This is a genomic window from Corynebacterium renale (genome assembly GCF_002563965.1).
In the GTDB taxonomy this organism is placed as follows: Bacteria; Actinomycetota; Actinomycetes; order Mycobacteriales; family Mycobacteriaceae; genus Corynebacterium; species Corynebacterium renale.
The window spans coordinates 304,220-324,896 of sequence record NZ_PDJF01000001.1 but is presented as its reverse complement, the minus strand read 5'-3'; the positions used below and the strand labels follow the sequence as shown (position 1 = coordinate 324,896).

At 61.0% G+C, this 20,677-nt stretch carries 13 protein-coding genes; all 13 read left to right on the top strand.

Annotated features, from left to right (window positions below):
- Positions 1-123: 123 nt before the first annotated feature.
- The 13 genes from ATK06_RS01565 (at position 124) to fusA (ending at position 20,565) form a co-directional block, all read left to right on the top strand.
- Entirely contained in the window at positions 124-1,608 is a 1,485-nt protein-coding gene (locus ATK06_RS01565; RefSeq protein ID WP_098388720.1) for a choice-of-anchor M domain-containing protein, read from the top strand.
- Positions 1,598-3,091: an anchored repeat ABC transporter, substrate-binding protein gene (locus ATK06_RS01560; RefSeq protein ID WP_098388719.1), complete on the top strand. Its 1,494-nt coding sequence runs from the start codon at positions 1,598-1,600 to the stop codon at positions 3,089-3,091. Before ATK06_RS01565 ends, ATK06_RS01560 begins: the two co-directional genes overlap by 11 nt.
- Positions 3,088-3,948 carry a choice-of-anchor M domain-containing protein gene (locus ATK06_RS01555; RefSeq protein WP_048379963.1) on the top strand — a complete coding sequence of 287 codons (861 nt, stop codon included), beginning with the start codon at positions 3,088-3,090 and terminating at the stop codon, positions 3,946-3,948. Before ATK06_RS01560 ends, ATK06_RS01555 begins: the two co-directional genes overlap by 4 nt.
- Positions 3,945-4,721 (top strand): anchored repeat-type ABC transporter ATP-binding subunit, encoded by a 777-nt coding sequence (locus ATK06_RS01550; RefSeq protein ID WP_048379960.1) that lies wholly within the window; start codon positions 3,945-3,947, stop codon positions 4,719-4,721. Before ATK06_RS01555 ends, ATK06_RS01550 begins: the two co-directional genes overlap by 4 nt.
- Positions 4,714-5,598 carry an anchored repeat-type ABC transporter permease subunit gene (locus ATK06_RS01545; RefSeq protein WP_048379959.1) on the top strand — a complete coding sequence of 295 codons (885 nt, stop codon included), beginning with the start codon at positions 4,714-4,716 and terminating at the stop codon, positions 5,596-5,598. The genes ATK06_RS01550 and ATK06_RS01545 overlap by 8 nt, the downstream gene beginning before the upstream one ends.
- Positions 5,586-7,619: a choice-of-anchor M domain-containing protein gene (locus ATK06_RS01540; RefSeq protein ID WP_098388718.1), complete on the top strand. Its 2,034-nt coding sequence runs from the start codon at positions 5,586-5,588 to the stop codon at positions 7,617-7,619. The genes ATK06_RS01545 and ATK06_RS01540 overlap by 13 nt, the downstream gene beginning before the upstream one ends.
- Positions 7,620-7,640: 21 nt before the next feature.
- On the top strand, positions 7,641-8,606 hold the full coding sequence (gene pgfA / locus ATK06_RS01535; protein WP_048379955.1) for a cell envelope lipid trafficking protein PgfA: 966 nt from the start codon (positions 7,641-7,643) through the stop codon (positions 8,604-8,606).
- 193 nt (positions 8,607-8,799) lie between these two features.
- Complete coding sequence (rpoB, locus tag ATK06_RS01530; RefSeq protein WP_098388717.1) at positions 8,800-12,294, top strand: DNA-directed RNA polymerase subunit beta; 3,495 nt, start codon at positions 8,800-8,802, stop codon at positions 12,292-12,294.
- Between the two features lie 80 nt (positions 12,295-12,374).
- Complete coding sequence (locus ATK06_RS01525) at positions 12,375-16,376, top strand: DNA-directed RNA polymerase subunit beta' (RefSeq protein ID WP_098388716.1); 4,002 nt, start codon at positions 12,375-12,377, stop codon at positions 16,374-16,376.
- A gap of 121 nt (positions 16,377-16,497) precedes the next feature.
- A complete protein-coding gene (locus ATK06_RS01520; RefSeq protein WP_048379953.1) occupies positions 16,498-17,190 on the top strand; it encodes a hypothetical protein in 693 nt (230 codons plus the stop codon).
- Between the two features lie 195 nt (positions 17,191-17,385).
- The gene (rpsL, locus tag ATK06_RS01515) at positions 17,386-17,757 is read left to right on the top strand and encodes a 30S ribosomal protein S12 (RefSeq protein WP_048379951.1); all 372 of its coding nucleotides are present in this window, start codon (positions 17,386-17,388) and stop codon (positions 17,755-17,757) included.
- A gap of 3 nt (positions 17,758-17,760) precedes the next feature.
- On the top strand, positions 17,761-18,228 hold the full coding sequence (rpsG, locus tag ATK06_RS01510; protein WP_048379950.1) for a 30S ribosomal protein S7: 468 nt from the start codon (positions 17,761-17,763) through the stop codon (positions 18,226-18,228).
- A 210-nt stretch (positions 18,229-18,438) separates the two neighbouring features.
- Complete coding sequence (gene fusA, locus ATK06_RS01505; RefSeq protein ID WP_098388715.1) at positions 18,439-20,565, top strand: elongation factor G; 2,127 nt, start codon at positions 18,439-18,441, stop codon at positions 20,563-20,565.
- The last annotated feature ends 112 nt before the right edge of the window (positions 20,566-20,677 follow it).

Below are 20,677 nucleotides of genomic sequence, written 5' to 3'. Positions count from 1 at the left end.
CGACACTGTAACCCGTTAACGAAAAGCATTCCCAATAGTGTAGAGTCGGCACGAGTTAATGGGAAATGTTACCAATAGCGGGCTTGGGTTCCGCAAAATACCTGTATGCAGGAGGTTTAACGGGTGCTAACACGACTATCAGCACGCGTCGGCGCACTCATCAGTGCGTTCGCGCTGACCGTCATCACAACCACGCCGGCGGCAGCGCAATCAGTCACACTCAACCAGGGGCATGTCGACGCCTTCAACGTCACTGCCCCTGGCGGACAACTACACCTCAACCTCAAAGAGGACGTCACCGGCTCCCACGTGGAGCACGAGGCTAGCGACGTCCTCCTCGAGGTAGGGGACAACGCATGGACAGAAGACACCGCCCAAGTGGACGCGATAGGCACCGGGTCCTATTTCCTTCCGCAAACCCAGCAAGCCGGACTCCTGTGGCCCGGCTGGGACACCTTCGGGGTCGCGGATGCAGGTATGGACTCAATTACCTTGAACTTCACGCAGGTTGCAGGCCCGGGCGAGGTGTACGTGTGGCAGACGGCTTCCTTCGGTGGGGCTCAGGCCGTGACGGCGGACGGTTCCATCGCGTTGCGCACCGGTTCGCAGATCGTGCAGTCACAGCCTGGGCATACCCACGCTAACTGGGCGTTCACCCAGCCTGGCATGTACACGATGGACGTCGTCGCTGAAGGGGGAGGTCAGCGCAGCAATACGGCCCGCTACACCTGGCAGGTCGGAGGTGCCAGCGCCTACGCAGCGCCCGCAGCTCCGGCACAAGCACCCGCGGCCCCCGCTCCAGCTGCGCCCGCAAAGCAGAAACCGGCGCCGGCACCATCCGCTGCGCCTGCTGCTAAGCAGGCGCAGGGGGCCGGAGGGGCGTCGCAAAGCAACCAAGAAAAGTGCACGCCCGCTCTAACCCCCATGGTCAAGGGGCCGCAGGGGTGGGTGGCGGCGGATTCGTTGCGTTTTGGGCTCGGCGAGGCAGCCAAGATCACTCTGCCGGAGCAGGTCGGACCGCTTAAGGGGCAAGTGTGGATGATTGGTTCTACGCAGCAGGCCGGTGTCCCGTGGCTGGGTGCGAACACGCAGCACCCCAGTGTGCTGGAGCATGGCACAGGGGAGGTGACGATGCGCCTGAAGTCCGTGACTGGCCCGGGCCCGATGTACGTGTATACGCAGGGCAGCCTGGGGCAGGTCGTGGGCGAAGAATGGTTTACGTTCGACGGGAGCGGTGCGCGCGGCGAGGTCCGCCTGCCCCTGAATACTCACGTGCATCCTTCGTGGCTCTTCGGCGCCGAGGGCACCTACCAGGTGAATGTGGAGCAGTCGTTGAAACTCAAGGATGGGCGCACTGTTACGGGGGCGGGCACGCTCACGTTCGTCGTCGGGGGTGCCGGTAACGCGAACGACGGCCACTACGACTTCGGTCCGGCCGTCGACCCGAACGGCCAGGACCATTGCGCCGCCCCCGCAGCGGGGTCGGGGAAGCTTGCGGACACGGGGACCACGGTGTTCACCGTGCCGGGCGCGATCTTCGGGCTTGGTGCCTTAATCTTCGGTGCCGCTGTGCTGTACGTGTCCCGGGTGGTCCGGCGTGGCCTCTAAACTTGCTGCGGCGTTGGCGGCGGTGGGTGCGGCTGCGCTCACCGGCTGTTCTGCGCCCACGCCAGCCACCCACGACGCGCTACAGGTGGTGGCCAGCACCCCGCTTATCGCGGACATTGTGGGCAATGTGGCAGGTGAGCGCGCCGACGTCACCTCACTGATTCCCGTGGGGATGGACCCGCACGTCGCGGAGCCGTCGCTGCGCACGGTGCGCTCGGTCGCATACGCGGACGCCATTTTCTACAACGGACTGCTCCTCGAGCCGGACGCACTGACCTCAACGCTCCACGAATCCGCTGCGCCGGACACGCCCGTCGTCCCGCTCGCTGAAGAGTCCACGGCCTATGGCGCGCGCCAGATTCCGCTGGTAGAAAACGTGAACCTCGACGCCGTGTGGCTGGGAATGCGTTCTGGCGTGGAACCCGGAGAAGACCCTACGGCTCTCATGCTTCACGACGTCCACGGCCCCGGCGATGTGGCCGCCTTCATCACAGGGACGTTCGGTACCCCGGAGGTGGTCTTCGATTCTGCGGATGGGATAAATAAGCGCGATTCCATCGTCCTGCCTGCCGGCGCGCACACGCACGTGAGCTGGGCGTTTAGTCAGCCGGGCGTGTATGCCCTCGACGTGGGTGCCCCAGATGAGGAGCCCGCTACGGTCACTGTCGCAGTCGGGGTTCCTCCGCAGGACGCGGCCAAAGAGCGCGTCGTAGATCATGGGCACGTAGACATTTCCGTGGGGCAAGGCCGGCCCACGCTGTTGGTCGGCGACGGCGCCGAGACCGAAACCGTGCGCTCGGAAGATGCGGTCATCGCGGTGCCTGCATCCGTCTTACAAGAAATCCCTGCCGACCCCACCTACCGGTTCCTGGGAAAACCTGGCGAGCAGACCTACCTCCTCCCGCAAGCGGTTCTGGGTAAGCATGTCCACGGTGAAATTGACCCACACCTCTGGCATGACGCCGACAACGTCATCGCGTACGTGCAGGTCATCGAAAACCAGCTGGCCGCCATCGACCCAGAAGGCGCAGCCGAGTACGCGCACAATGCGCGGAAGTACGTGGGCAGGCTGAAAGGCGTCGATAAGCGAATGCAGGCAGCTGTGGACTCCATCCCACCGGCGCAGCGGACCCTGGTGACCACGCACGACGGTTACAACTACCTCGCCGAAGCCTACGGGCTGAAGATTGGTGCGGTGATCTCGCCGAACCCGGCCATTGAGCCTTCGCCGCAGGACCTCATCACCGTGCGCGCGGCGCTGGATAACCTGCGCGTCCCGGCCGTGTTCATTGAGCCGGAGCTAGCGGGTCGAAGCACTCCGTTGAGTGAGATCGCGCGCGGCGCCGGGGTCGGGATCTGCCAGATCCACGGCGATACCTTCACCCCACACGTGAATTCCTACATCGAGCTTATGGACGCCAACGCTGAAGAACTTTCCCGCTGCCTGGGGCAGCACACAACTGAAGAAAAGAGACCACAATGACTACTCGCGCCACGCGCATCGCAACCGTTAGCCTTATCGCGGCGCTTATCCCGTCCGCGCTTATAGCCCCCGCACACGGGCACGTCGACCCCGCATTACAACAACACGTGGACGCCAACGAACGCCACGCCCCGGCTGGTGAATCCGCAACGTTAACGGCAGGGCACGCGGACATCGGCCCCACAATCACAGACGACGGCGGCGCCCGCACCATGAGCCTGAAAGTCCGCGACGACCACGCCCAACCACCAGTGTGGCGCGAACTTTCCGACGTCACAGTCAACGTTCCCGATCACGCGGCCATCACGCTTCCCGACGACCGCGCCTACGACTTCACCGGCGGGGAAGCAGGTAAACCGGTGTGGGTGCTTCCCCAAACCGAGGCCACGGACGTCCCCTGGTTGGGATGGAACACCCAACACCCCGGCCTGATTGAGTCCGGGGCGCAGGGTGTGACACTCTCCTTGACCCAGGTGGAAGGCCCCGGGCAGTTCTCCTTATTCCTCCAAAACGGTGGCTTTGAGGCACCGCAGGTGCTGTGGAACTCCGCGGAGAACCTCCCGCAGGACCTGTGGGTGGATATGAACACGCACACCCACGCGAACTGGGTGTTCAGCGCGCCGGGTACCTATGAACTCACCGTCACTGCCACCGCTACTGGTGCCGACGGCACCGAGTACAGCGCCACCGCGCCCCTGCGCTTCGAAGTCGGTTCCGAACAAGCGCGCGCCGAATACACGCCCGCGTCTTCCACCACGTGGCTGTATATCGTGGCAGCGGCCGTGATCATCGCAGTGCTCGTCGGCGCAGCGGTGGCAGTGCGCCGCCGGCGCAGCGCAGGCGGTGAGCGCGCATGACGGCACCGCAGAAACCGGTCGTTGAGGTAGAAGACCTCGCCGTCAGTTACGGGACAGGCGCCGTCTTCGACGACGTCTCCTTTCAGCTCTACCCGGGCCAGTTCGTGGGCCTCCTCGGGCCCAACGGCGCTGGTAAAACCACACTCATGCGCGCCATGATGGGACTTATCCCGCACCGCGGCACCGCAACCATCTGTGGTGACACCGGCAAGGCGGCCCGGCGTCACCTGGGCTACGTGCCCCAGCGTCACGACGTCGCCTGGGATTTCCCCATCACCGTCGCGCAAACCGTGCGCAACGCGCTGGTGGCCCGGCGTCCGTGGTGGCAGTTGCCGGGGAAGAAGGATCAGGTGGCCGTCGATAAGTCTTTGTCGTATGTGGGCCTGCACGATTTGTCTGCGCGTCCCATCGCGGAGCTCTCGGGTGGGCAACGTCAGCGCGTGCTTATCGCGCGTGCCTTGGTCACCGAACCGCGGGTGCTCTTCCTGGATGAGCCGTTTACCGGCCTGGATTACCCGTCGGTGGAAGCTTTGCTTGACCTGTTCGCGCAGTTGGCGGGGGAGGGGACCGCGCTCATGATGAGTACGCACAACCTGCCCGAAGCTGTCGACGCGTGCGGCCACCTCATGCTCTTCCGCGGTGGCGTGACCGCCTACGGCACCTTCGCGGACGTCGATAGCCCGGAACTGTGGCAGGAAACTTTTCAGGTGCGTTCCGATTCACCGCTCCTGCGCGCCATCAACGTGGCGGCACCGGAGGTGCGCAATGCTTGAGATCAGCCCGCTGGAATTCATCCAGGACCTGACCAACCCTGCGCTCGGCTTCCTCCCGAAAGCGCTGTGCATCGCCGTGGTTACTGCCATCGTGTGCGCGGTCGTGGGCGTGCACGTTGTGCTGCGTGGCATGGCGTTTATTGGCGATGCGGTCTCGCACGCCATCTTCCCGGGCATCGCAGTGGCCTTCGCACTCCAAGGATCAGTGCTGCTGGGCGGGGCGGTCGCGGGTGCCATAGTCGCCGTGCTCATCGCGGTGACCTCCCAACGCCGGCAGGTCCGCGAAGATTCCGCGATTGGAATATTCTTCGCCGCAGCGTTCGCGCTGGGCCTGGTTATTATGTCCCGGATTCAGGGCTACACCACCTCGCTGACCTCTATTCTCTTTGGCTCGATAACCGGTATCTCTGCCACAGACATTGTGGTCTCCACGGTTGTGGGCGCGGCGGTGATCGCAGTGATTACTGTGTGCACGTCGCGGCTGGTTGCGGTGGCCCTGGATAGGGAGACCGCGCAGGTGATGAACATCCGCGTCTTCGCCATGGACTTGATCATCTACCTCGCCGTCACGGCGGCCGTGGTGATTTCCGTGCGCGCGGTCGGCACAATCCTGGTGCTCGCGCTGCTGATTACGCCCGCTGCGACGGCGCGCCTGCTGACCACACGTTTAAGCACCATGATGGCCGTCTCCGTCACCGTCGGAGTTATCGGCGCGGTGGTAGGGCTGTACCTCTCGTGGTCCATCGACCTGCCCACCGGCGCCACGATTGTTCTCACCCTGACCGCCCTGTTCATCGTGGTCTGGATCCTCACCACCATCGCCGGCCAGCGAACCTACCCAGTACCGCACGTGAAGGAGAAAGAATGCGCCCACTAAAAGCACCCCTTGCAGCACTGACCGCCGCACTTACTCTCACGCTTGCCAGCAGCCCCATGGTCCACGCGGAGGAATCCCTGCACAAGCCCGGAATGGTGGGGCATTCGGTGGGCGTCGATAAGCAACTCGACCACCCGTGTGCCGGACGCGACCTCCTTTTCAACTCGCACGTCGACGCCCTCTACGCCACCCACAACCAGGCCGGCGACCTGGACATTCAGGTGGTTAATGGCCAGCACGTCCAGCCGATGGACACAGTATGCCTACGCCTGGCACCTGAATCCGACGCCCAGGGCAATGACCTCTCCCGTGTCGTCCTCCCCGAGCCCGCCGGCACGAAAAACCACCTAGAATTCCTCGGACAACCAGGCCACACCATCTGGCTAGCGCCACAGAACATGCCGTTTAGCCAAGGCAACAAGCCCATCTGGGCCGGCACCGGAGCCTTCGACCCGGCGCACGAATGGGACGTGCCCACCCAGTACGGCGACGAGCTCACCTTCGAACTCGTCGACTACTCCATCCCCGCCGGCGCTGCCATGCACGCATTCGCGTCCGTCGCCTCCGACCCCGCACCGGAACGGCTCTTCTCCATCCCGGACGGACCACAAAAATTCCCCGTCTACGTAGGCAGCCACGGCCACAACTCCTGGGCCTTCACCAAACCCGGAATATATAAGACCACGTGGAAAGTCACCGGATCGCTTCACGACGGCCGCCCGGTCGAATCCGCCCCCCGCGAACTCATCTGGCTCGTCGGCGACGACACCCAGGTCGGCCTACCCGAGGGCACAACCACCGGCGCCACCTCTGGAACACGCCCGGCACCGCAACCCGGGCGTCCCGGCGTGCCCGCCCCTGAACTAGATTCGACCAAGCGCCGCATCGAACGTGGCCACATGGACCTGTCGCTCGGGGCAAACTATCTGGGCGAAATGAGCGCTTACCTCAAAGCCACCGAAAACAAAGAGGTACACCGCTACGAATCGGGCCAATTCGTTTTCGTCGTCGGAGAGCACGCCCAAGCCACCCCCGACCTCACCATCCCCGGAATGCCGCAGCGCGTCTGGGTCCTGCCCCAAACACAGAATGAAAACCCGAACGTCCCCTGGGTTGGATTCTCTGCCGAAGACGGGGCAGACATGTTTGGGGAAGGGCCCATCACTCTCCGGATCGCAGAGTTCACCGGCCCCGGGCGCATGGTCAGTGGACACGTGGGCTTGACCAACTTCACCACGGCGCTCGATTCCGACGACCTCACCACAACCGTTACCTACGCTCCCGGCGCCCACGACCACCAAGCATTCTTCTTCAGCGCGCCGGGAACATACACCGTGACCTTCGAATACTCCGGAACAGATATTTATGGCGAACCCTACCGGGTGCCTCTGACCGCGCACTTTGCGGTCGAGGGTCAGCCGGGCCACACCCAGCAGGCAGGTAGTACGCGCCACGTGAACCCCCACGAAGTACGCGGCATAGTCACTGACCTGACCACCATGCTGCGCAGCGCCGACAAACTCGCCGCTTCAGTTCTCTCCGAGACGTCAGCTCACAAGAAGCCGGTGGCTCAGGTGCCGGCGCAGGCCCCTGCGCAGAACGCGACTGCGGCTACGGCACCGGCACAACACGTTGCCGCCGCGCCGTCGGCACCGGCTGCGCGGCCAGCCTCTGCACCGGCGCCCGCAGCACCGCAGGAAGCGACGCCGCAGGAAGCGACGCCGGAGGAAGCGACGCCGGAGGAAGCGACGCTTCCTCCGGGGTCAGAGGAACTGGCCGGAGGGGCGTCGATAAGCGAACAACCTGGGGGAGTGGCCCCGAACCAGGGCGGAATACGCCGCGTGGAAGCACAACCTAGCCCCACCGGAATGACCGTGGGCGGATGGTGGGCCGGCCTGGCCGTCGGGATGGGGTCGATGGGGCTGCTCGGCGGGCTGATCATGTGGCTTTCCGCACGCAGCCTGCTTAAACAAGCTGCCACCGCGCGGAGAACTTCAGGCCGAGAAAACGCCGGGAGCTAGGAAGTCGGTAGACTAGCCCCCATGCTTCCGAAGTCCCGCGTCCTTTCAACCCTGTTGCTCGGCCTGGGTGTAGCGCTCGCTGTGGCAGGCATCCTCGCACCACGCATGCTGCCCACCGCCGCTACGCTGCCACTCGACACAACAGGGCTGACCTGGACAATCCACGCCAAGGACGCGAAAGTCGGCGAAGAAACCACAGACCTCACCCGGCAGTGGCACGTCACCCTCGAAGAACCCTCGAGCACAGAAAATGTCATGGTCCGCCTCGGCGAAACCATCAACCGCGCCGACCGCCCGGAGCCCGAAAACCTCATCACAGCAACCGTCTGGAACTATCCGATGGACCGCGAAACCGGCGAAGCAGTCCACCACGCCGAGGTCAGCGAAGTCCTGGCCACCCCAACGCGCACTGTGCCTATCGACGGCCCGTGGTGGATGACCCCCGCCGGGGCAGCAGACAACCTGACGCAACTATTCGACCCATACCTGCGCAGCGCGGAACCTGTCACCTTCGCGGGAGTCGCTGAAGTAGCAGGCCGGGAAACCTACCGGTACACCCAAAACATCGCGCCCACCAACGTGGCAACCAAGTACGCAGGCTTGGGCAACACCACCATGCTGACGCAAGATGATGGATCGCCCCAGCAGGGATACCTGTTCTACTCCGCTGAGCGGGAGATCTTTATTGATAAAGACAGCGGTTTGGTCCTCCACATCAACGAAGATGTGGAGCAGTACTACGGCGAGCGTGACGGTACTTTCCGTGAACCTGTGTTAGCGTATGCCGGTAGCACTACCGAAGACTCACAACAGCGCCTGACGGAGGTCGCTGAAAATATGAGCCACGGAGGCGCTGTCACCGTCATTTCGTGGATTCTTCTCGGGCTCGGTGCACTGATCGCCGTGGTCGGAGCGGTGGGGGTATTCTCCGGTTTTGGGCGTGACCGCAAAAGTGGTATGGAGCCCTTGCGTGAGGATGAAAAGTAGAGTAAGCTACGACGTTGCGCTGGAATCCGTCTCTAGCGTGCGTAGAAACCTTGAAGGTCCAATTATAAAAAGTTGGACTTGACAAGGTCGTTTTCTGCATTCTAGGGGCGGGTATCCACAGCAGGTTAATTGCTCAAATTTATCCAGCGGTAGAGGCGGCCCCAGCCCACGGTGTCCGTGCTCACCGCGTGAGGTGCTGGAAGGACCCATCTTGGCAGTCTCCCGCCAGACCAAGTCAGTGGCTGAAATCCCCGGTGCTCCAAAGCGGTACTCATTTGCTAAGTACCAGGAGCCAATCGAAATCCCGGGTCTCCTTGACGTGCAACGAGATTCTTTCTCGTGGCTCATCGGTGCGCCTGAGTGGCGTGCAGAACAACAGGAACTCCGCGGCGAAGACGCGCGCGTAGTTTCTGGTCTTGAGGAGATCCTCGAAGAGTTGTCCCCGATTGAGGACTACTCCGGAAACATGTCCCTGTCCTTGTCTGAACCCCGTTTCGAGCCGGTGAAGAACACCATCGAAGAGGCGAAGGAAAAGGACATCAACTACTCGGCGCCACTGTATGTGACCGCAGAGTTCATCAACAATGAGACCCAAGAGATCAAGTCTCAGACCGTGTTCATCGGTGACTTCCCGATGATGACGGAAAAGGGCACCTTCATTGTGAACGGCACCGAGCGTGTCGTTGTCTCCCAGCTGGTCCGCTCACCAGGCGTCTACTTCGACCAGTCCATCGACAAGTCCACCGAGCGTCCGCTGCACGCGGTGAAGGTTATCCCTTCGCGCGGTGCGTGGCTCGAGTTTGACGTCGATAAGCGTGACACCGTCGGCGTGCGTATCGACCGTAAGCGTCGTCAGCCTGTCACCGTGCTGCTCAAGGCCCTGGGTTGGACCACCCAGCAGATCGTGGACCGCTTCGGTTTCTCCGAAATCATGATGTCCACCCTCGAGTCCGACGGTGTGGAAAGCACCGACCAGGCTCTGCTGGTGATCTACCGCAAGCAGCGCCCAGGCGAGCAGCCCACCCGCGAGCTCGCACAGTCGCTGCTGAACAACTCTTTCTTCAGCTCGAAGCGCTACGACCTGGCACGCGTTGGTCGTTACAAGATCAACCGCAAGCTGGGCCTCGGTGGCGATCACGACGGCCTGCAGACCCTGACCGAAGAAGACATCGCAACCACCCTGGAATACTTGGTTCGTCTCCATGCTGGTGAGCGCACCATGACCTCCCCAGACGGCGTTGAGATTCCGGTCGAGACTGACGACATTGACCACTTCGGTAACCGTCGCCTGCGCACCGTTGGCGAACTGATTCAGAACCAGGTCCGCGTTGGCCTGTCCCGCATGGAGCGCGTCGTTCGTGAGCGCATGACCACGCAGGACGCGGAGTCCATCACCCCGACCTCGCTGATTAACGTCCGCCCAGTTTCGGCAGCTATCCGCGAGTTCTTCGGTACTTCCCAGCTGTCCCAGTTCATGGACCAGAACAACTCCCTGTCCGGCCTGACGCACAAGCGTCGTCTGTCCGCACTGGGCCCAGGTGGTCTGTCCCGTGAACGCGCCGGCATCGAAGTCCGTGACGTGCACCCATCGCACTACGGCCGCATGTGCCCGATTGAGACCCCTGAAGGCCCGAACATTGGCCTGATCGGTTCGCTGTCCACCTACGCTCGCGTGAACTCCTTCGGCTTCATCGAGACCCCATACCGCAAGGTAGACAACGGCCACGTCACCGACATTGTCGAGTACCTGACCGCGGATGAAGAAGACCGCTACGCGATTGCAGAGGCAACCACCGAGGTCAACGCTGACGGTGACATCATCCAGGAGCGCATCGAGGTCCGCGTGAAGGACGGCGACATTCAGGTCACCGGCCCACAGGGCGTCGACTACCTGGACGTTTCCCCACGTCAGATGGTTTCCGTTGCAACCGCAATGATTCCATTCCTCGAACACGACGACGCTAACCGTGCCCTCATGGGTGCGAACATGCAGCGTCAGGCTGTGCCACTGCTGCGTCCGGAATCCCCATACGTGGGCACCGGTATGGAGCAGCGCGCAGCATACGACGCTGGCGACCTGGTCATTTCCAAGAAGGCCGGCGTCGTCGAAGACATGTCCGCTGACTACATCACCATCATGGATGACAACGGTCAGCGTGACACCTACCTGCTGCGTAAATTTGAGCGCACCAACCAGGGCACCTGCTACAACCAGACCCCGCTGGTCAACACCGGCGACCGGGTCGAGGCCGGCCAGCCACTCGCTGACGGTCCGGGCACCCACAACGGCGAAATGGCGCTGGGCCGTAACCTGCTCGTCGCCTTCATGCCGTGGGAAGGCCACAACTACGAGGACGCAATCATCCTCAACCAGCGGATCGTGGAAGAGGACATCCTGACCTCCATCCACATCGAAGAGCACGAGATCGATGCCCGCGACACCAAGCTTGGTGCCGAGGAAATCACCCGTGAAATCCCGAACGTTGGCGACGAGGTCCTCGCGGACCTCGACGAGCGCGGCATCGTCCGCATCGGTGCCGACGTCCGCGCCGGCGACATCCTCGTCGGTAAGGTCACCCCGAAGGGTGAAACCGAGCTCACCCCGGAAGAGCGTCTCCTGCGCGCAATCTTCGGCGAGAAGGCCCGCGAAGTTCGCGACACCTCCCTGAAGGTTCCACACGGCGAGACCGGCAAGGTCATCGGCGTCCAGCGTTTCTCCCGCGATGATGACGACGACCTGCCCGCTGGTGTCAACGAGATGATCCGCGTCTACGTCGCACAGAAGCGCAAGATCCAGGACGGCGACAAGCTCGCCGGTCGCCACGGCAACAAGGGTGTCGTCGGTAAGATCTTGCCTCCTGAGGACATGCCGTTCATGGAAGATGGCACCCCAGTGGACATCATCCTGAACACCCACGGTGTGCCACGTCGTATGAACATCGGCCAGGTCCTGGAAACCCACCTTGGTTGGTTGGCTTCCGCAGGTTGGCAGCTCGACGAAAACGACGAGCGCAACGCCGAACTACTCAAGACCCTGCCAGAGGAACTGCACAGCGTCCCAGCCGGTTCGCTGACCGCAACCCCAGTCTTCGACGGCGCCACCAACGAAGAAATCGCAGGCCTCCTGCGCTCCTCCCGCCCGAACCGCGACGGCGACGTCATGGTCGACGAGGACGGCAAGGCAATGCTTCTCGACGGCCGCTCCGGCGAACCGTTCCCATACCCAGTCTCGGTCGGCTACATGTACATGCTCAAGCTGCACCACCTGGTTGATGAGAAGATCCACGCTCGTTCCACCGGCCCGTACTCCATGATTACCCAGCAGCCACTGGGTGGTAAGGCACAGTTCGGTGGCCAGCGCTTCGGCGAGATGGAGGTGTGGGCAATGCAGGCTTACGGCGCTGCCTACACCCTGCAGGAACTCCTGACCATCAAGTCGGACGACGTGGTCGGCCGCGTCAAGGTCTACGAAGCGATCGTGAAGGGCGACAACATCCCAGACCCAGGCATCCCTGAGTCCTTCAAGGTGTTGCTCAAGGAACTCCAGTCGCTGTGCCTTAACGTGGAAGTCCTTTCCGCAGACGGCACGCCGATGGAACTCTCCGGCTCCGACGATGACGACATGGAAGGTTCCTCACTGGGCATCAACCTGTCCCGTGATGAGCGTTCCGACGCCGACATCGCCTAAGCGAATCCCACGTACAAGAAGTAAGAATCAACCGCCATCACTAGCCCTCCCGTACAACAAGGGAGGGGAAAGGGAGTTACGTGTTTGACGTAAACCTCTTCGACGAGCTTCGCATTGGCCTGGCTACCGCTGAAGACATCCGCCGTTGGTCAAAGGGCGAGGTCAAGAAGCCGGAGACAATCAACTACCGTACCCTCAAGCCTGAGAAGGACGGCCTGTTCTGCGAGCGCATTTTCGGCCCTACCCGCGACTGGGAGTGCCAGTGCGGCAAGTACAAGCGCGTCCGCTACAAGGGCATCATCTGTGAACGCTGTGGCGTCGAGGTGACCAAGTCCAAGGTGCGTCGTGAGCGCATGGGCCATATCGAGCTCGCCGCACCAGTGACCCACATCTGGTACTTCAAGGGTGTTCCATCCCGCCTGGGTTACCTGCTTGACCTGGCGCCAAAAGACCTGGAGCGCATCATCTACTTCGCGGCGTACATCATCACGTCCGTCGACGAAGAAGCACGCCACGACGACCAGTCGACTCTGGAAGCAGAAATGCTCCTGGAGAAGAAGGAAGTCCAGCAGGACGCAGAAGTTGAGATCAACGAGCGCGCCCAGAAGCTGGAAGAAGACCTCGCAGCCCTCGAGGCTGAAGGCGCAGCAGCTGATGCTCGTCGCAAGGTCCAGCGTGCCGCTGAAAAGGAAATGCAGCACATCCGCGAGCGCGCTGAGCGTGAAGTCGACCGCCTCGAGGAAATCTGGCAGACCTTCATTAAGCTTGCTCCAAAGCAGATGATCATCGATGAGACCATCTACGACGAGCTCATCGACCGCTACGAGGACTACTTCGAGGGCGGCATGGGTGCAGAAGCCATCCAGACCCTCATCCGCAACTTCGACCTCGACGCTGAGGCTGAAGAACTCCGCGAGATCATCAACAACGGCAAGGGCCAGCGCAAGCTGCGCGCCCTGAAGCGCCTGAAGGTTGTTGCCGCGTTCCAGCGTTCCGGCAACGACCCAGCCGGTATGGTCCTGGACGCGATCCCGGTTATCCCGCCAGAGCTGCGCCCCATGGTCCAGCTCGACGGTGGCCGCTTCGCGACCTCCGACCTGAATGACCTGTACCGCCGCGTCATCAACCGCAACAATCGTCTGAAGCGCATGATCGAACTGGGCGCACCAGAGATCATCGTGAACAACGAGAAGCGCATGCTGCAGGAATCTGTGGACGCGCTGTTCGACAACGGCCGTCGTGGTCGTCCGGTTTCTGGTCCGGGCAACCGTCCGCTGAAGTCCCTGTCTGATCTGCTTAAGGGTAAGCAGGGTCGCTTCCGCCAGAACTTGCTGGGTAAGCGTGTTGACTACTCTGGCCGTTCGGTTATTATCGTCGGCCCGCAGCTCAAGCTGCACGAGTGTGGTCTGCCGAAGCTCATGGCGCTCGAGCTGTTCAAGCCGTTCGTCATGAAGCGTCTGGTGGAGCACGATTACGCACAGAACATCAAGAGCGCAAAGCGCATGGTGGAACGCCAGCGTCCAGAGGTGTGGGACGTCCTCGAAGAGGCTATTTCCGAGCACCCTGTGATGCTGAACCGTGCACCTACGCTGCACCGCCTGGGTATTCAGGCGTTCGAACCGAAGCTGGTCGAGGGCAAGGCTATCCAGCTGCACCCACTGGCCTGTGAGGCGTTCAACGCTGACTTCGACGGCGACCAGATGGCAGTCCACCTGCCGCTGTCCGCCGAGGCTCAGGCTGAGGCCCGCATCCTGATGCTGGCATCGAACAACATTCTTTCCCCAGCATCCGGTAAGCCACTGGCTATGCCACGTCTGGACATGGTCACCGGTCTTTACTACCTGACCATGGCTAAGGGTGAGGACGAGTTCGGCGGCCAGGGCGCATACTCCGAGGCAACCGACGAGCACCCAGCAACCGGTGTGTACAGCTCCATGGCTGAGGCCATCATGGCCCGCGACCGTGGCGTTCTGGGCCTACAGGCTCCGATCCACGTGCGCATCAGCCACCTGCGCCCGCCAGCTGACATCGAGGCTGAGCAGTTCCCCGACGGTTGGGAAAAGGGCCAGACCTGGATGGCGCACACCACCTTGGGGCGCGTCATGTTCAACGAGCTGCTTCCATGGGACTACCCATACCTTGAGGGCGTTATGGCCCGTAAGGGTGGCGGTGACACCATCATGCTTGGCGACGTCATCAACGACCTCGCAGCCAAGTACCCGATGATCACCGTTGCGCAGACGATGGACAAGATGAAGGATGCCGGCTTCTACTGGGCTACGCGTTCCGGTGTGACCATCGCAATGTCTGACGTTCTGGTTCTTCCAAACAAGGAAGAAATCTTGGAGCGCTACGAGGCAGATGCTCGCCAGATTGAGCGTAAGTACTGGCAGCAGGGTGCGCTGACCGAGCGTGAGCGTTACGACCGTCTCGTGGAGCTGTGGAAGACCGCGACCGACGAGGTTGGCGAGGCCGTCGAGAAGCTGTACCCAGACGACAACCCAATTCCGATGATCGTGAAGTCCGGTGCTGCCGGTAACATGCGTCAGATTTGGACCCTGGCCGGTATGAAGGGCATGGTCGTGAACTCGCGTGGTGAATACATCACCCGTCCGATCAACACCTCCTTCCGCGAAGGCCTCTCGGTTCTGGAGTACTTCAACAACTCGCACGGTTCCCGTAAGGGTCTGGCCGATACCGCACTGCGTACGGCTGACTCCGGTTACCTGACCCGTCGTCTTGTTGACGTCGCGCAGGACGTCATCGTCCGCGAAGAAGACTGTGGTACCCGTCAGGGCATCCGCGTCCCAGTTGCGGAAGCAATTCAGGATGCTGCGGGCAACGTCACCGGCTACCGTGGTCACGAGCTCATCGAGACCTCTGTGGCAGGCCGTGTTCTCGCAGCCGATGCCAAGGACTCCGAGGGCAATGTTGTCCTCGAGGGTGGTTCCGACCTCACCGATGCTGCGATCCAGAAGCTCATCGATGCCGGTATCGAGCAGATCAAGGTCCGCTCCGTGATGACCTGCCAGACCCCAACCGGCGTCTGCGCTAAGTGCTACGGCAAGTCCATGGCCTCCGGCCACCAGGTTGACATCGGAGAGGCTGTCGGCATCGTCGCTGCACAGTCGATTGGTGAGCCTGGTACCCAGCTGACCATGCGTACGTTCCACCAGGGTGGTGTCGGTGGCGACATTACCGGTGGTCTGCCACGTGTCCAGGAGCTGTTCGAGGCCCGCGTTCCCAAGAACTGCGCCCCGATTGCTTCCGTCGCAGGTACGATCCACCTGGAAGAAGAAGGCAACTTCTACACGTTGACGATTACGCCTGACGACGGCTCCGACAACGTGGTCTACGAGAAACTGTCGCGCCGCCAGGGCCTGGCCCAGGTCCGTCGCCCGATGGAATCCAACCCGCAGGCCATGATCGAGCGTTCGCTGCGCGACGGCGACCACGTCGAGGTGGGCGACCGCCTGCTGCGTGGCGCTGCCGATCCGCACGACGTACTCGAGGTCCTCGGCCGTCGTGGTGTGGAACAGCACCTCATCGACGAGGTTCAGGCTGTGTACCGTACCCAGGGTGTGGCCATCCACGACAAGCACATCGAGATCATCATCCGTCAGATGCTGCGTCGCGGTACCGTCATCGAGTCCGGTTCCACGGACTTCCTGCCAGGTACCCTCGTAGATCTCTCCGAGGCGAAGGCTGCGAACGCGGAAGCAATCGCAGCTGGTGGCCAGCCGGCAGAGCTGCGTAGTGAGATCATGGGTATCACGAAGGCCTCCTTGGCAACCGAGTCCTGGCTGTCGGCCGCATCGTTCCAGGAGACCACCCGCGTGCTCACCGACGCTGCGATTAACAAGCGTTCGGACAAGCTGATCGGTCTCAAGGAGAACGTGATCATCGGTAAGCTGATCCCGGCCGGTACCGGTATCTCGCGCTACCGCAACATCACGGTCACCCCGACCGAAGCGGCACGCACCGCCGCGTACTCCATCCCGACGTACACCGACTCCATTTACGGTGACGACTTCGGCGAGTACACCGGCGCATCCGTCCCACTGGACGAGCTCGGCCTCTAATCCCGTCGAGCGCCTAGGGCCGGGTTCCACATACTGTGGAGCCCGGCCTTTGCCGTTGCCGCCACCGGGGGAGAGGGAGGTGAAGTAACAGGTCATCCCAATAGCCGGTAAAGTACCGGGCATGGCTGAGAAAGTAGCGCGCTATCGTCCCGTCCCGCAGTTCGTCATCGCAGCGGGCATCATCTTGGTATGTGCTTTCGGTTCACTGTTCAACCGGGACAAGATTCTGGATCCGTGGGACGCTTACTTTGTGGAATTCCCAGCTAATACCACGGGTATTTCGCTAGCCACGGGCTACATTCCCGCCCTCATATGGCTCATCATGCTGGCCGCCACGCTGCTTCAAGGCCAAGATTTTGACGGCGACGACAAGTTCAAACCACGCCTGCTTGCAAGTGAGGTCAAGCGCCGTGCAGTGCTTCACGACGAGCTCGCTAAGCTCTCCGGAACGCTCGTCATAGTCCTTGTCGTATGGTTTGAGGCGCTCATGGTTCCCGCGCTTTTCATCGGGTCATCGTGGTGGTATCTCACCCTGTGGCTGATCGCGCTGGCGGTCATCTTTTACTGGTATGCGAAGGGCCGGGTGCAGGCACGTCGTAAAGCGGATTCCTTCCATAAGCCGAAAAGCTATGATCCGAAGAAATTCAAATGGGAGATGTTCTACGTGGATAACGAGGACTTCCGTGTCACGATCGGTAATGAGCGCGAAGCAACGTCCATGGTGAATTATGGCCACTGGTTAGCCAAGGTCATCGTGGGTGTTGTAGCGGTGGTTTTTGTGTGGATCTTCGTTAAAGGCTTTGGCATCATCTAAACAAATTTGCGTATTAGGGGAACTTCGCGTAGAGTTGCGCGGAGTTCCCCCGTTTTTGCGGTGGGAGTCTGACACCGCTTCCGCGGTGCCTGGACATCATCGGTAGGGCCCCGAAGAAGAGCCTCTATTTTTGCATGTGTGGGCACTGTTTGGATCATACGGGAATGAAACGATAACCAACCTTTAAGGAAGGTCATGCCAACTATTCAGCAGCTGGTCCGTAAGGGCCGCCACGATAAGTCCACCAAGGTGGCAACCGCTGCGCTGAAGGGTTCCCCTCAGCGTCGTGGCGTGTGCACCCGCGTGTACACCACCACTCCTAAGAAGCCTAACTCTGCTCTCCGTAAGGTCGCTCGTGTGCGCCTTACCTCCGGCATTGAGGTTTCCGCATACATCCCAGGTGAGGGCCACAACCTCCAGGAGCACTCCATGGTGCTTGTGCGTGGTGGTCGTGTGAAGGACCTCCCAGGTGTTCGTTACAAGATTGTCCGTGGCGCACTGGATACCCAGGGTGTTAAGGATCGTAAGCAGGCTCGTTCCCGCTACGGCGCAAAGAAGGAGAAGTAATACATGCGTAAGTCACGTGCTCCTCAGCGTCCTATTATCAAGGACCCAGTATACGACTCCGAGCTGGTCACCCAGCTGGTAAACAAGATCCTGCAGGACGGCAAGAAGTCCACCGCGCAGCGTATCGTCTACGCGGCCCTCGAAAAGTGCCGTGAGAAGACCGGTACCGACCCAGTAGGTACCCTCGACAAGGCTCTGGGCAACATCCGCCCAGACCTCGAGGTTCGTTCCCGCCGCGTCGGTGGCGCAACCTACCAGGTTCCAGTTGAGGTTCGTCCGAACCGCTCCAACACCCTGGCACTGCGCTGGTTGGTCACATTCTCCCGCGCTCGTCGTGAGAACACCATGATTGAGCGTCTGGCTAACGAGATCCTGGATGCGTCCAACGGTCTCGGTGCATCTGTGAAGCGTCGCGAAGACATGCACAAGATGGCAGAAGCCAACCGCGCATTCGCACACTACCGCTGGTAATTCGCAGCGCAGCCCACCGCACAACCGGATATCGCCGAATTGCAGGTGGGCTAAGTGCTCTCATGGGAGTAAAATTAGCTCCCACCAGTTGCCGATACTCGGCAGCCGGTGCACCATGGGATAAAGCGTGGTTGCTCTACGCTGGCACAACAATGAACACACCCGATGCCATCCCTGGCATCACGACTATTCGAAGTTGGGGTAACAAAAGTGGCACAAGACGTGCTTAAGGACCTCCACAAGGTCCGCAACATCGGCATCATGGCCCACATCGATGCCGGTAAGACAACGACCACAGAACGTATCCTGTTCTACACCGGCATTAACCGTAAGGTCGGCGAGACCCACGACGGTGGCGCAACCACCGACTGGATGGAGCAGGAGCAGGAGCGCGGTATTACCATTACCTCCGCTGCAGTCACCTGTTTCTGGAACGGCAACCAGATCAACATCATCGACACCCCAGGCCACGTCGACTTCACCGTTGAGGTCGAGCGTTCCCTGCGCGTGCTCGACGGTGCAGTTGCTGTTTTCGACGGCAAGGAAGGCGTTGAGCCACAGTCCGAGCAGGTGTGGCGTCAGGCTGCGAAGTACGACGTTCCACGTATCTGCTTCGTCAACAAGATGGACAAGCTCGGTGCAGATTTCTACTACACCGTCGGCACCATCGAAGACCGCCTGGGTGCACGCCCACTGGTCATGCAGCTTCCAATCGGTGCAGAGGACGACTTCGACGGCGTTGTCGACCTGCTCGAAATGAAGGCTCTGACCTGGCGCGGCAAGGTTGAGGTTGGTACCGAGGCCACCGTCGAAGAGATCCCTGCGGACCTCGTCGACAAGGCAAACGAATACCGCGAGAAGCTTGTTGAAACCGTTGCTGAGTCTGACGAAGAGCTCATGGAGAAGTACTTCGGTGGCGAAGAACTGACCATCGAAGAACTCAAGGCAGGCATCCGCAAGATGGTTGTCAACTCGGAGATCTACCCGGTTTACTGCGGCACCGCATACCGCAACAAGGGTGTTCAGCCCCTCCTCGACGCAGTCGTTGACTTCCTGCCTAACCCGCTGGACATCGGCGAGGTTCACGGCCACAAGCCAAACCACCCAGATGAGGAACTCACCCGTAAGCCTTCCGACGAGTCCCCACTGGCTGCACTTGCGTTCAAGATCGCAGTTCACCCATTCTTCGGTAAGCTGACCTACGTTCGTATCTACTCCGGCACCATGACTCCAGGTGACTCCGTTGCTAACGCAACCAAGGAGAAGAAGGAACGTATCGGCAAGATCTTCCAGATGCACGCCAACAAGGAAAACCCGATTGACGTTGCACACGCTGGTAACATCTACGCAGTTATCGGTCTGAAGGACACCACCACCGGTGACACCCTGTGTGATGCTAACGACCCAATCATCCTTGAGTCTATGGACTTCCCGGATCCAGTTATCAAGGTTTCCGTTGAGCCTAAGACCAAGTCCGACCAGGAGAAGCTCGGCGTCGCAATTCAGAAGCTTTCTGAAGAAGACCCAACCTTCACCGTTGAGCTTGACGCAGAATCCGGCCAGACCATCATCGGTGGCATGGGCGAGCTGCACCTTGACGTCCTCGTTGACCGCATGAAGCGCGAGTTCAAGGTTGAGGCAAACGTTGGTGCACCGCAGGTTGCATACCGCGAGACCATCCGCAAGGCTGTTCCTTCCGTGGAATACACCCACAAGAAGCAGACTGGTGGCTCCGGTCAGTTCGCAAAGGTCATCGTCTCCTTCGAGCCTTACAACCCAGAGGTTGAGACCCTGGAAGAGGGCGAGTCCGCAACCTACAAGTTCGAGAATGCCGTCACCGGTGGCCGTATTCCAAAGGAATACATCCCATCTGTCGACGCAGGTATTCAGGACGCAATGCAGTACGGCTACCTTGCTGGCTTCCCACTGGTCAACATCAAGGCAACCCTTGAAGACGGCCAGTACCACGACGTTGACTCCTCCGAAATGGCCTTCAAGATTGCAGGCTCCCAGGCACTCAAGGCTGGCGTTGCAAAGGCTAAGCCAGTTCTGCTTGAGCCACTGATGGCAGTCGAGATCACCACTCCGGAAGAGTACATGGGCGAAGTTATCGGCGACGTTAACTCCCGTCGTGGCCAGGTTTCCTCCATGGAGGACCGCGCTGGTGCGAAGCTGGTCAAGGCCAAGGTGCCGCTGTCCCAGATGTTCGGCTACGTTGGTGACCTGCGTTCCAAGACCCAGGGTCGTGCAAACTACTCCATGGTCTTCGACTCCTACGCAGAGGTTCCATCCAACGTTGCTCAGGAGATCATCGACGAGCGTAACGGCAACGCCTAATTCGGTACTTCACCGAATCAGCGAGTAAAATGAGGCGCCAGTAAACCTCGTTTTACTCGTGGGCCGCCGTAGCGGCCTCGTGAACATATCACCCCAGGGTGTTAGGTTGACG

Bases quoted from the DNA above. Each gene is read 5' to 3' on its own strand.
- ATK06_RS01555 (WP_048379963.1), top strand. From the start codon at position 3,088: ATGACTACTCGCGCCACGCGCATCGCAACCGTTAGCCTTATCGCGGCG.
- ATK06_RS01550 (WP_048379960.1), top strand. From the start codon at position 3,945: ATGACGGCACCGCAGAAACCGGTCGTTGAGGTAGAAGACCTCGCCGTC.
- ATK06_RS01545 (WP_048379959.1), top strand. From the start codon at position 4,714: ATGCTTGAGATCAGCCCGCTGGAATTCATCCAGGACCTGACCAACCCT.
- ATK06_RS01540 (WP_098388718.1), top strand. From the start codon at position 5,586: ATGCGCCCACTAAAAGCACCCCTTGCAGCACTGACCGCCGCACTTACT.
- pgfA (WP_048379955.1), top strand. From the start codon at position 7,641: ATGCTTCCGAAGTCCCGCGTCCTTTCAACCCTGTTGCTCGGCCTGGGT.
- ATK06_RS01520 (WP_048379953.1), top strand. From the start codon at position 16,498: ATGGCTGAGAAAGTAGCGCGCTATCGTCCCGTCCCGCAGTTCGTCATC.
- rpsL (WP_048379951.1), top strand. From the start codon at position 17,386: ATGCCAACTATTCAGCAGCTGGTCCGTAAGGGCCGCCACGATAAGTCC.
- rpsG (WP_048379950.1), top strand. From the start codon at position 17,761: ATGCGTAAGTCACGTGCTCCTCAGCGTCCTATTATCAAGGACCCAGTA.